The 12,535-nt window shown below is 44.4% G+C and carries 9 protein-coding genes; 5 read left to right on the forward strand and 4 right to left on the reverse strand.

Translation table 11 applies throughout. The features are described from left to right. Positions 1 to 50 precede the first annotated feature (50 nt). Together KPL72_RS05180 and fdhA are read left to right on the forward strand one after the other, a co-directional pair. Positions 51 to 932: a LysR family transcriptional regulator gene (locus KPL72_RS05180; RefSeq protein ID WP_212915936.1), complete on the forward strand. Its 882-nt coding sequence runs from the start codon at positions 51 to 53 to the stop codon at positions 930 to 932. Positions 933 to 1,105: 173 nt separating this feature from the next. After that, on the forward strand, positions 1,106 to 2,299 hold the full coding sequence (gene fdhA / locus KPL72_RS05185; RefSeq protein ID WP_212915937.1) for a formaldehyde dehydrogenase, glutathione-independent: 1,194 nt from the start codon (positions 1,106 to 1,108) through the stop codon (positions 2,297 to 2,299). Positions 2,300 to 2,404: 105 nt separating this feature from the next. Here the strand turns inward: fdhA and KPL72_RS05190 are convergent, their stop codons facing one another. Next, on the reverse strand, positions 2,405 to 3,925 hold the full coding sequence (locus tag KPL72_RS05190) for an NAD(P)H-hydrate dehydratase (protein ID WP_219702080.1): 1,521 nt from the start codon (positions 3,923 to 3,925) through the stop codon (positions 2,405 to 2,407). A gap of 147 nt (positions 3,926 to 4,072) precedes the next feature. On the opposite strand from KPL72_RS05190, the gene KPL72_RS05195 reads away from it, so the two are divergent. Further along, the gene (locus KPL72_RS05195) at positions 4,073 to 4,510 is read left to right on the forward strand and encodes a VF530 family protein (protein WP_219702081.1); all 438 of its coding nucleotides are present in this window, start codon (positions 4,073 to 4,075) and stop codon (positions 4,508 to 4,510) included. A gap of 159 nt (positions 4,511 to 4,669) precedes the next feature. Here the strand turns inward: KPL72_RS05195 and mdoH are convergent, their stop codons facing one another. Together mdoH and KPL72_RS05205 are read right to left on the reverse strand one after the other, a co-directional pair. After that, complete coding sequence (gene mdoH, locus KPL72_RS05200) at positions 4,670 to 6,820, reverse strand: glucans biosynthesis glucosyltransferase MdoH (protein ID WP_219702082.1); 2,151 nt, start codon at positions 6,818 to 6,820, stop codon at positions 4,670 to 4,672. 2 nt (positions 6,821 to 6,822) lie between these two features. Then, positions 6,823 to 8,427, reverse strand: coding sequence for a glucan biosynthesis protein G (locus tag KPL72_RS05205; RefSeq protein ID WP_249422110.1), 1,605 nt, complete (start codon positions 8,425 to 8,427; stop codon positions 6,823 to 6,825). A gap of 285 nt (positions 8,428 to 8,712) precedes the next feature. On the opposite strand from KPL72_RS05205, the gene KPL72_RS05210 reads away from it, so the two are divergent. After that, positions 8,713 to 9,483 (forward strand): M90 family metallopeptidase, encoded by a 771-nt coding sequence (locus tag KPL72_RS05210; protein WP_219702083.1) that lies wholly within the window; start codon positions 8,713 to 8,715, stop codon positions 9,481 to 9,483. Positions 9,484 to 9,488: 5 nt separating this feature from the next. Here the strand turns inward: KPL72_RS05210 and KPL72_RS05215 are convergent, their stop codons facing one another. Further along, a complete protein-coding gene (locus tag KPL72_RS05215) occupies positions 9,489 to 10,412 on the reverse strand; it encodes a LysR family transcriptional regulator (protein WP_212915942.1) in 924 nt (307 codons plus the stop codon). Between the two features lie 137 nt (positions 10,413 to 10,549). Between KPL72_RS05215 and KPL72_RS05220 the strand changes: the two genes are divergently transcribed. Further along, on the forward strand, positions 10,550 to 12,463 hold the full coding sequence (locus KPL72_RS05220) for an FAD-binding monooxygenase (protein WP_219702084.1): 1,914 nt from the start codon (positions 10,550 to 10,552) through the stop codon (positions 12,461 to 12,463). The last annotated feature ends 72 nt before the right edge of the window (positions 12,464 to 12,535 follow it).

Genomic DNA, 12,535 nt, shown 5'->3' on the forward strand with positions numbered 1-12,535 from the left:
TATTTATTAATAAGTTTTTCAAAACAATAATCACAAAGAAGTATTTTTAAATGAACGTCAAACAAGTGAAAGCTTTTCTCGCTGTTGCCGAGTCAATGAGCTTTGCCAGCGCCGCCACTCAGCTGCATTTATCACAGCCCGCTTTAAGCCTATCGATTAAAAGTTTAGAAGATAATTTAGGAGGGAAGTTACTAACTCGCACAACACGCCATATAGCCTTAACACCAGAAGGCGAAGCCCTAGTGCCACTAGCCAGACGATTGTTAGCACAATGGGAAAACGCCGAAGACGAAATGAAGCAACGCTTTGCATTGCAATTGGGGAAAATAACCATTGCTTCCATGCCGTCGTTTGCAGCGTCATTGCTGCCAAAAGCGATTCGTAATTACCATGCATCCTACCCGAGCATTCAGGTCGCCATTGATGATGTGTTATCCGATGTAGTAGTCGAAATGGTCCGTAATAACCAAGTAGAACTGGGGATTTCTTTCGAACCAAGTAACCTTGTGGATTTGTCTTTCCATCCCCTTTATGAAGACAGATTCATCGCCATCTTACCCAAAGATCACCCACTGGAAACCCAAGAAACGATTGCTTGGCAAGCCCTGTTAAAATACGACTTCATCACCTTACAGCGCCCTTCCAGCGTGCGTACCATGATAGAAAATACACTTCAAGAAGCTGGAATCGAACTCAACGTCGCCTTTGATGCGCACCAATTAGCCACCGTGGGACGCATGGTTAGTGAAGGCATGGGCGTCGCTGTTGTCCCTGCGTTATGCCGACAACAAGCCATGGAACAAGGCGCAATCTGCCGACCAGTAATAGAACCCGAAATTCGTCGACGCGTCGGCGTGATTTGCCAACCCAGATCTAATCTCTCCATCGCTGCTGCCGCCATGCTGGATGTGTTGATTAATACGTATGCTTAATAATCGTAATAGAGGACAAAATAAGGGACAAAATAAGGAACAATGAGAATCCATTGCATTTAAGTCGTTTTCAGCATGCTTTTATGTCGCATAAAGGATTATTCTTTTTTTCACTGGTGACAAAATAACCAGTCATGCACACAACAAAAACAACTGCAAAAAAGGATGTCTATATGCATAATTACGCAAACCGAGGTGTTATTTATCAAGGTAATGGCACTGTCAAAGTCGAAGCCATCCCCTTCCCTGAACTCGCGATTGGCAAACGCCGTTGTGATCATGGCGTTATTCTAAAAGTCGTTACCACTAATATCTGTGGCAGTGATCAACACATGGTACGTGGCCGAACAACCGCACCAAAAGGCTTAGTACTCGGTCATGAAATCACCGGCGAAGTCATCGAATGTGGCCGCGACGTAGAGTTCATCAAGGTTGGCGACTTAGTTTCCGTACCTTTTAACATTGCCTGCGGTCGCTGCCGTAATTGTAAAGAAGGCAAAACTGGCATTTGTTTAAACGTGAACCCTGCTCGCCCCGGTGCGGCTTATGGTTACGTGGACATGGGTGGCTGGGTTGGCGGTCAAGCTGACTATGTCATGGTGCCTTACGCCGATTTCAACTTGCTTAAATTCCCCGATGCAGACCAAGCTCGTGAGAAAATCCAAAGCCTCACGCTGCTGTCTGATATTTTCCCAACTGGCTTCCATGGCTGTGTCACGGCTGGCGTGGGTCCAGGCTCTACGGTTTACATAGCTGGCGCTGGCCCTGTTGGTTTAGCCGCTGCAGCATCTGCTCACCTACTTGGTGCAGCCTGTGTCATTGTCGGTGACATGGTGGAAGACCGTCTTAACCAAGCACGTTCTTTCGGCTGTGAAACTATCGATCTTACTCAAGAAGGCGATATTCAAGATAAAATTGAAGCGATTCTTGGTGACCGCGAAGTCGATGCTTTTGTCGATTGTGTGGGTTTCGAAGCTCATGCCTGTGGTTGTAACCACCACCAAGAATCCCCTGCTGTCGTATTGAACTCTGCAATGCAAATGACACGCGCTGGTGGACAAATTGGTATTCCAGGTCTGTACGTAACAGAAGATCCAGGTGCTACTGATGAAGCAGCAAAACAAGGCAGCCTAAGCATGCGCTTTGGTCTAGGTTGGGCGAAATCTCATTCACTCCATACTGGTCAATGTCCAGTAATGAAATACCATCGAGCTCTAATGCAAGCCATCTTGTTTGATAAAATCGACATTGCAAAAGCAGTTAACGTACAAATGATTTCACTTGACCAAGCACCACAAGGTTATGCAGATTTCGATGGCGGCGCAGCGAAGAAATTCGTTATCGACCCTCATAAAATGGTAAGCTAATTCAGCTACCAATCTAGAACGCTAGATTAAAAAAGGCCTTGTCCCGCAAACGTTTAAATAACGAGAGCAAACAAGGCCTTTTTTGTTTTATCTAAAAAATCATGTTTAAGCGCTGAAGTATTGCCTCTTAAAAGCCGCCAGCACTTTCGGAAGATGCTCAGGTAAATCTTCGGCAATAAGCCCTGCTCCAACCTCATTGCCGACTTCACCATGCAGCCAAACCGCAGCCGCTGCGGCATAAAAAGGCTCAACACCTTGAGCAAGCAATCCAACGATAAAGCCTGCCAATACATCTCCAGATCCACCGGTTGCCAAATCTGCAGGAGCGTTTGAATTAATAATCGCTCGACCATCAGGAGAGGCAATCACTGTATCAGCGCCTTTTAATACCACGACAGCGCCACTTTGTTTGGCAGCAAGTCGAGCACGCGTTAGCTTGTCGTCAGAGTGGCTTTTATTAACATCAAGAAATAACCGAGCAAATTCCCCTTCATGAGGCGTCATTACACAAAGACCAGTAATGGCGTCAAAAAGCACTTGCGGATCATTGGCGAAGGCACTAAGTGCGTCGGCATCCAATACTGTTGCACGATTGGTAGCAAGTGCCGTCATAACAATTTTTCGCGTACGAATGCTTTCAAAGCCAGCCAAACCAGCACCCGGCCCCACTGCAATAGCATTATGACGAGGATCTAATAACAATTCTTCAAAATCTTCCGCTTCTTGGCTCTGCTCTAACTTAGCCACCATCACACTAGTCATCGCAGTGGCATACACAGCCCATGCTTTTACCGGCACAGCTAAGGTGACCAAACCCGCGCCCATTCGCATAGCACCACGAGCGGTTAAACGGCTCGCCCCCGTAATATTTTCACCGCCAAACACCAACGCATGTCCGCGATGAAACTTGTGTCCATCTAATCGTGGCCAAGGATAATTTCGATACCAAAGCTCAGGGCTATTTTCCCAAGTTTGCAGCTTTAACTCACCCAGCACAGTGACAGGAATACCAATATCAGCAACGACAATCTCACCACACAAGCCTCGACCGGGAAACAATAAATGCCCCGGCTTTTTACGAAAGAAAGTCACTGTTAACTCTGCAGGAGCAACCTTTCCAAGCGCAGCGCCTGTTGTGCCATCAACACCACTAGGAACATCCACCGCACAAATTGGTATTTTACGCTCAATCATGGCATCAACCATATCGCGAGCCTTGCCTTCTAAAGGGCGAGTCAAACCCGCTCCAAACATGGCGTCGATAACCAAATCTGTTTGTTCTAATAAATCGACCGAATACGCTTCAACCTCACCGCACCAAGCATGAAAAAAATGCGTGGCTTCAGGCGATAATTTTTCAACAGGACCTAAAAACGCCAGACGTACTGGCCAACCAGCAACTTGCAAAAGCTTGGCGACAACAAAACCATCACCGCCATTATTCCCAGGCCCACAAAGCACTAGTACAGAACATTTAGACCAACGATTAAGTACAGCATCGGCGACAGCCTTTCCAGCTGCGGCCATCAAATCCATAGCAGGAACTCCTGCCACCACAGCGGCTTTATCCGCCATACCCATCTCGCTTGCTGTGAGAAGTAATTGAGGTTGCTTAATGTGTACCATTACTTTCTACCTCTTAATAACTAAACTCATAATACCAACTAATATTAACAGCTATGTGATGAGATCTCGTTTACTTTCAATGCATCGCAGGTATGATGACCCATTCAGAGCGCTTTTCAATATTTCGACTTATTACCGGACACTTTTATGAACGATGAGATCAACTACACAAACAATCCTCTACACGGTCTGGGATTACAAGAACTTCTCACCCAGATAGTTGATCACTATGGTTTTGAGATTCTTTATGCCTACCTAAATATCAACTGCTTCAAGACAAACCCCAGCATTGAATCCAGTATGAAGTTTCTCAAGAAAACTGACTGGGCACGGGAGAAAGTAGAAATTTTCTACCTTTATAAGTTTAAAAACCTACCACGAGTGTCCTCTGAGCAATTCGAACTCCCACCACGAAAACGCATTATCCCAGAAGGCCAAACACCTCGTGAGCCAGCAGAGCTAAGTATGGAAGACGCAGAACGCGTTCGCGAGAAACAGGCGCTGAAAGCCGCTGAACATGGTAAGACAAAGCACTTCCGTAACAGCAAGCCTTATGGTGAGCGGGGAGGAAACTCCAGATACTAAACCTGCCCCCAGAATAAATAAAACAGCTAAAAGAAAAAGGGAATTCCCGTTAAGTGAATTCCCTTTTTTGCAATTTTTCATAACATCAGCTTTATGACTTGATCAACTTAAGCACAACGAAAAGCATACTTTTGTTTCTCGCTGTGCCGCATACTAAAACTAAGCTAATACCATCGCTTCAGCCTGCTTACTCGCACGTTCATTTTCAGGCAAGTATTTCTCCATTGCCGCCATAAGCTCTCGATGTTGCAAGATGGCAAGGCATTCTTTTTCATTTAGATGATCTAACAGACTTTGAATATTCTCGCTGTTGATAATTTGCCATTCGGCACAAATCCAAGCACGAGAAAACTCTTTATTAGGCTCGTCTTCTGGCATTTGAGCAAGATGCCAATAGAATAACGCTGCATCAGATGATAAACGCTTCAGAGAAGACGAAGCGTAATCAAAATTCAAATCACTTTGCGCTGCGTCGTAATGGCTTTGCATATTAATAATGGCATGTGGACGCTTTTCTTCTGGTGCGCGCATAAGGCCTAAATAATGGATCACATTGCCACGCTTAGCGCCACCACTAATCCAAGATAATGGAATAGACAAAATCAGGCCAAAACTAATTGGCAAAGACCAATAGAACAATTCGATACTTAAGAATAACGCCCCACTCGCCAACCCTAACCCCAATAAAGTATGGCTACAGTGCGCGCGAGCAGCGACTTTCCACGAAGTTGCGCCGTCATCACGAGACTGAGGCTTCCAACCACTGTCGCGGCCTTTAAAGACATCATAAACAACTTGGAATTGAGACAACATCAGAATCGGCGCATACAAAGCTGACAGCACTGTCTCTACTAAGGTGCTCAATGTCAGTAAGATCGGTCCGCCAAATTGCATGCAGCGTCGAAAATTCAACATAGCCGACATCCAACCATAGACTTTTGGCGCTAACACCAACGCCATGGATAAGATGAACAAAGAACGTGCTTTTTCGAAATCAAATACCGGCCACGTTGGAAATAAAGATGGATTGGCGAAATATTCTGGACGAACAAAGTACGCCTGAACCGCCAAAGCAAAACCAACCACAATCAACATCAACCAGAAAACAGCACTTAGATAAGACATAATGCCTGACACTAAATGCAAACGCGTGGCGAAATGGAACCCTTTGGCAAAAACAAACGCCTTGTGCTGCAAGTTACCTTGACACCAACGACGATCTCGAACAATGACATCTACTAGTGATGGCGGTGCTTCTTCATAAGAGGCGGTCAAATCAGTATCAAAACGTACGCCCCAACCCGCACGGCGTAATAAAGCAGCCTCCATAAAGTCATGGCTCATCACATGCCCACCGAAAGGTGCTTTACCTTCTAATACGGGTAAACCACAAGCATCAGCAAAGGCTTTGGTACGAATAATGGCGTTATGTCCCCAGAAGTTAGAAGAATAACCGTGCCACGCCGCCAAGCCAGACGCATAAATAGGGCCAAAACAATGGTTAGCGAACTGCTGAATGCGACTATATAAAGTGTTGGCACGAATAATCGTTGGCAAAGTTTGAATCAAGCCCAAACCTGGTTCTGCCGCCATACGACGAGTCAGTGAAATCAAGCAATCTGCCCCCATAAGGCTGTCGGCATCTAATACAATCATGCATTCATAATCTGCACCATAGCCAGTTACCCATTCAGCAATATTACCGGCCTTACGTTCGGCATTATTGTAACGACGACGGTAATAAATAGGGCAAGCTGCCGCGTCGTCATTTAGCAAAGGACGAAACGCCTGTTCCTCAGCCATCCACGCATCTGCTCTATTGGTATCACTTAGAATGAAGAATGCGAATTTACCCGGAGCCTGTTTCATCAAGTCTTCATGCATGGCTTGAATATTGGCACGAATACGCAAAGGGTCTTCATTATAAACAGGCAATAAAATAGCAGTGACACCTTCAACATCTTGCTCTTTACGAGCGAACGCAAATGGCCACAACTTAAAAATAAAACCTAACGTAGCTTGGGAGAACGCAAAGGAAATCCATGTAAAGTTAATACAAAATAAAACCAAGAAAGCCCACTGTAGACCAGCAATCGCATTGGTATTTAGCACACTGTACATTTCAGTGGCACCGTACCAAGACAATCCTGCAGTAGCCACCAAAACAAACAAGCGAGCAAAAAGTGTTGTAAAAGCAAAACTTTGCAGCCGTTTCTTACGAGCTTGAGACTCTTCATCAACAGTATGACGCGGCATATCCAAAGCCGCAGCTTGCGGCAATGCTAGTTTTGTAGCGCTATCCTTTAACATAATTATTCCTTCGTCCAACGATACAGCCAAGTAGGAGCCACTGCAGTTTCTCCCTGTTTAAGCTGAACTCTTAGCTCAGCCAAATCCACATCTTGCGGGTCAAAAGAAACGTAAACACGCACACCATTATTATGAGGGTTTTTCACTGCTATCTTTTCGAGTATTTTTCCTCTGCTTATGCTGGCATCAATGGTCAAATCATCAATATTAACATCTGGCATTTTATTGAAATCAATTACCACCTCTGGGTTTGTTTTGAATAGCTTCACTCCTTTGGCACTACGAACAACACGAGGCAAATCCAGAGAAACCGGTGTATCGTTAGACCAAGTCATCAAATATTGATAAGTATAAGATTCACCTTTCTTAAAGCCCTCTTTTGGCTGCCAATACGCAACAATATTATCATTTGTTTCAGAATTTGAAGGAATCTCAACTAGCTCTATGTGCCCTGCTCCCCAATCATTCATTGGTTTAATCCAAGCAGAGGGACGAGTATGGTAACTAGCCTCAAGATCTTGATAGTCTTCAAAATTACGATGACGCTGAATCAAACCAAAGCCTTTTGGTGAAGCATCACTAAAAGCACTGACTTGTAGAGATTTAGGGTTGTTCAAAGGTCGCCAGATCATTTCGTCTTTACCGGTTAAAATCTGTAAGCCATCAGAGTCGTGAACAGCAGTGCGGTAATCAGGAACATCAGAAACATCGAGCATATCGTCATACATAAACATCGACGTCAGAGGTGCTATACCGACATTCTTCAAATCCACTCTTGGAAACAATGTCGCTTTTACATCGATACGGGTTGGTTTTCCTGGGTAGATACCAAAACGGTACGCGCCTGTCACACTTTTACTGTCTAACAAGGCATGAACAACAATAGCATCTTGGCTTGATGATGGACGTTCAATCCAGAACTGTTTGAACATAGGGAATTCTTCACCCTTTGGCTGCGCCACATCTACCGCAAGGCCACGCGCTGATAATCCATAAGACTGACCTTTTGAAATTGCACGAAAGTAACTAGCGCCCTGAAAGACTGCAAACTCATCATTCATATCTGCTTTATTAAGAGGATAGTGCAAGCGTAATCCAGCGTACTTACCAACCTGAGATATCAATTTACTAATCTCAGGGTTCGGAGTGGAAAAAGAATCCGACGATACATTCAAGGGAAAAGCACGACCATTTTCAACAACGTCAATGGACACTAAATCTTTAAATATAAAACCAGGAGCAAATAACTGAACTGAAAATTTTGTTAGAGATTTTCCCCAAACGGCTTGGTTTTGCTGGAAGTTAATTTGTCGATAAGTAGGGTAATCCATATCGGTCAAAGCTTGCGGTGCTTTTTCAGCTGGCTTCATTGGGGATTTAGCTAACTCTTTCGCCATCTCAATCACAGTTTGATTAGAAAAAGCATACCCTTTTGACTCCTGCTCTAGTTGAACGTTTTCGGTCACTGGAACAGAATCTACTTTTACATCGGATTCCTCTGCCTGCACATGCCCTACTAGATTAATTAACAAGGATGTTATTAAGGAATGCTTGATCAGCCAAAATGAATTGGCGCGCATGTTAGATAAAGAAGTAAATAATTTCAAAAGAAGCTCTCTCGTTGCTTAATTGGACTTAACCAATCCCCGAAATAAGGATGACGTCATATATTTGACACTTATAATATAAGTAAATTCGTAAGAGATTAAGCCTACAAAGTCGGAGGAATTCATAAGAATTAAGGAGAGATTGTGCTTAAGGACACTTCACACTCACCATCGTCGCTAAAATGACTCTCTAGTGCATATCATAATTGAAGACATGATATTGTTGCACGACTAAAATCACACAAAATATAGAAAGAATTGGTTACTTTAACCGAGATAAATACCATGTTCAAAGAGCTTAACGATTGGCTAGAAAAAAGACAAATCAAAGCAATGGGATTTACAGTAGAACAATGGGAATCCGCCATCGCTGATTGGCCCGTTATGAGCCGTTACCAAGGCATCGAGCGCGATAAACTTCGAAATATGAGTTTTCATTTTCTTGCTCGTAAAGGCGTCACTCCTGGTGCCGACTTTCAATTCACCGAGGCCATGTGCCTAAAACTTGCCACTATGGCGTGTGTGCCTATTTTGCACCTCGGTTTAGATTGGTACGCCCACTGTAAAACCATCATTTTGTACGAAGGTGACTTTATCACCAACCATCCTTATCAAAGTGAAGATGGTGTCGTACACGCTGAAGGTCGAGGGCTAAGCGGCGAAGCATGGCAGAGAGGACCCTTGATTCTATCGTGGGAATCCATTCTTGAAACAGGCGCTCATGCACGTCATGGCAAAGCCAGTAATGTAGTCATTCATGAATTCGCACACAAACTAGATATGCTTCGTGATGGCGCAAATGGCGCTCCTCCTATACACCCTGACATGAAGCCTGGCGAATGGCACGACATATTCACAGAATCATTCCAACACCTACGAATGGATTGGCAGCATCATAAACACCTGCCGCTCGATGAATATGCTTTAACTAATCCTGCCGAGTTCTTCGCGGTATGCAGCGAAACTTTTTTTGAAGATCCTAAAATGATGAAAAAAGAGATGCCTGATGTTTACCGACTACTGTGCCAATTTTATCGTCAGCAACCGGCGCCCTAACTAGGTCATAGGTCCAATTCAAATGTCGATACAGTGTCGTCCAGTGTTTGCATAAAACCACGAATTAATTCATGAACTTTCATGCACTCAGGGCGCTCCAAATTATCCACTCTTGACCAAAGCGCGATGTCTCGCCTTGGCCCTTTTGGTCCTGGCACCTTGATCAATTGATCAATTTCAACCACCCCAGTCATTAAGGCTAAACGAGCAGGTAGACGAACCAATACCTCGGACGTATTTAAAAGGTGTAAAACAGAGCGAATACTTCCCGTAAACGCCATGCTGGCAGCTTTGAGCCCGATAATCTCACTAGGCCGATCAAGAAAGCCGGCATTTGCTCCTGCCGCTATCCAGTGTTGCTTCTCCAAAATCTCTTGAGAAATAACGGTATCCCCTCCTCTAAGAGCCGATTTTTTCCCAACAAAAACACCGGAGCGATCTCGAAACAACAACTGTCTATCAAGCGCCCCCTGCTTAACTGTAAGGTGCGCAGGTGCCAATAAAAAGTCGAGTTCACCCTTTTGTAATAACTCAATCTGCGCGGCCGCGGAGCCCGTCCTAAAGTGAAAGACATAACGCTTTTCTTGCATAAAATAGGCGGTCATTTGCTCTACCGTGGCAAATTCCCAAAGCGGATCAATACCAATCACAAATTCATTATGATAGCCGCTATGAAACTGTCGAATGACCTCTTCACCTTGTTCTGTTTCAGCCAAAATCCTTTCGCCAATTTGCGCTAATCTTGCACCTATTTCGGTAGGCTGTACGCCATAACGCGTTCGAATAAGCACTGGTGCACCGACTCTCATTTCTAACTGCTGAATACTACGCGTCAATGTTGGCTGAGTTATATACAGCTGTTCACAAGCTCGACTAAGAGAGCCCTGTTTCACAACGATGGCTAATTGCTTCAATAAGTTAGGGTTCATCTATGCGTTTTCTATTAGTCTTGAGATAAAAATCTATTTTTACTTATACCTTGAATACATTAAAGTCATTTCTATTCCAGACAGCAAATATTTTAATTTCTAATAGCCAGCCACAGACAATAATAAGAGGACAATCCATGCAATTTTATCAACAAGGCTTTCACCCAGGCGATCCTAAAATTACCGATCCTGCAGATCGAGTCATCGCTCCGCCTTTAAAACATCCACTACCATCAGAAGTCGATGTAATGATTGTGGGTTGTGGTCCTGCAGGGCTCAATATCGCCGCTCAATTGTCGAAATTTGCCTCTATTTCTACCTGTATTGTCGAACAAAAAGACGATCGTTTATTAGTAGGTCAAGCAGATGGTATTGCTTGTCGTACCATGGAAATGTTTGAAGCCTATGACTTCGCAGATCAAATTAAGCAAGAAGCCTACTGGGTAAACGAAACCGCTTTTTGGAAACCTAATACTGAACAACCAGAGCAAATTGCACGCAGTAGCAAAATTCAAGACGTGGAAGATGACTTATCTGAAATGCCTCATGTCATCATCAACCAAGCCAGAGTGCATGACGCCTTTCTTGATGTGATGCGCCACGGGCCAGGGAAAGTCGTTCCCCATTACTCCCGCCAACTACTCAATCTTGAAGTCGATCCAACAGTCACAGATTACCCGGTGACACTGACGTTTGAACGTTTAGACTCTCAACATCTTGGCGTGATCGAGACGGTTAAAGCCAAATACGTGGTTGGGTGTGACGGTGCTCGGAGCACAGTACGTAAATCCATTGGCCGTGAATTGGTCGGCGACTCTATCAATCAAGGATGGGGCGTTATGGATGTATTGGCAGTAACCGACTTTCCTGATATTCGCCTAAAATCAGCGATTCATTCCAGTAATGAAGGCAACATGCTGATCATTCCGCGCGAAGGCGGTTACATGGTGCGCTTGTATATAGAGCTGGACAAACTAAAACACAATGAACGACTCAGCAAGCAATCAATCACAACCGATTACCTTATTGCTGCAGCAAACCGCATCATGCATCCGTACACCATCGAGGTGAAAGAAATCGCTTGGTGGAGCGTGTATGAAATCGGCCAACGGCTTACTACCGCATTTGATGACGCCGAAGATGGTCGATTACCTCATGTATTTTTAGCTGGTGACGCTTGCCACACTCACAGCCCAAAAGCGGGACAAGGACTGAATACTTCGGTTAATGACACATGGAATTTAGGCTGGAAACTTGCCCATGTGCTAACAGGAAGAGCAAATGCAGAATTACTGCAGTCTTATTCTTTCGAAAGACAAACTGTGGCTCAGCAATTAATCGATTTCGATCGCGAGTTTTCGAAAATGTTCAGCGCCAAACCTAAATCTGCAACCAATCCGGATGGTGTTGATCCAACCGCTTTTCAGCAATACTTTGTTCAGTTTGGTCGCTTCACCGCCGGTACCGCCATTTACTATCCGCAGTCAGACTTAGTATCGTCTGGACAACATCAAGGTTTAGCAACAGGACAAACCATTGGTATGCGTTTTCATTCTGCCAAAGTAACTCGCCATGCTGATGCGAAACCAGTACACCTTGGCCACAGCATGAAAGCCGATGGTCGTTGGCACATTCTCGCCTTTGCAGGAGAGCAAAACTTCATGAGCGATACTTGCAAAGTTAAAGCGCTATGCGAGTTTTTACAAAACAACCCGTCATCTCCTATCCAGCGTTTTACACCAAAGGATGCAGATATCGATGCCATAATCAATGTGCAAGCTGTCTTTCAAGTACCTCATCGGGAAATAGAAGTAGCCGATATTCATTCGCTTTTACAGCCATCAAAAGGCTGCCATGGGTTAAAGGATTATGAAAAAGTCTACAGCGCTCTTTGTGAAGAGAGCTCGTTCTATGACAAACGAGGAATCAACAAGAAAAACGGCTGCATAGTCATCGTTCGACCTGACCAATATGTGGCAGACGTTCTGCCGCTCGATGATCACAAAAGCATCATCCGCTTTTTTGACAGCGTGCTCATTCCAAGCACTTAACGATCAACATTTGAAACAAATCAACATTTGAAACAAAGACAGACGAAGAGACCTTTGCCTGTCTTTATGAAC

This window comes from Marinomonas lutimaris, assembly GCF_019426345.1.
In the GTDB taxonomy this organism is placed as follows: domain Bacteria; phylum Pseudomonadota; class Gammaproteobacteria; order Pseudomonadales; family Marinomonadaceae; genus Marinomonas; species Marinomonas lutimaris.

Coding starts and splice junctions, on each gene's coding strand:
- mdoH (WP_219702082.1), bottom strand. CDS start 6,820: ATGTTAAAGGATAGCGCTACAAAACTAGCATTGCCGCAAGCTGCGGCT.
- KPL72_RS05195 (WP_219702081.1), top strand. CDS start 4,073: ATGAACGATGAGATCAACTACACAAACAATCCTCTACACGGTCTGGGA.
- KPL72_RS05210 (WP_219702083.1), top strand. CDS start 8,713: ATGTTCAAAGAGCTTAACGATTGGCTAGAAAAAAGACAAATCAAAGCA.
- fdhA (WP_212915937.1), top strand. CDS start 1,106: ATGCATAATTACGCAAACCGAGGTGTTATTTATCAAGGTAATGGCACT.
- KPL72_RS05215 (WP_212915942.1), bottom strand. CDS start 10,412: ATGAACCCTAACTTATTGAAGCAATTAGCCATCGTTGTGAAACAGGGC.
- KPL72_RS05190 (WP_219702080.1), bottom strand. CDS start 3,925: ATGGTACACATTAAGCAACCTCAATTACTTCTCACAGCAAGCGAGATG.
- KPL72_RS05220 (WP_219702084.1), top strand. CDS start 10,550: ATGCAATTTTATCAACAAGGCTTTCACCCAGGCGATCCTAAAATTACC.
- KPL72_RS05180 (WP_212915936.1), top strand. CDS start 51: ATGAACGTCAAACAAGTGAAAGCTTTTCTCGCTGTTGCCGAGTCAATG.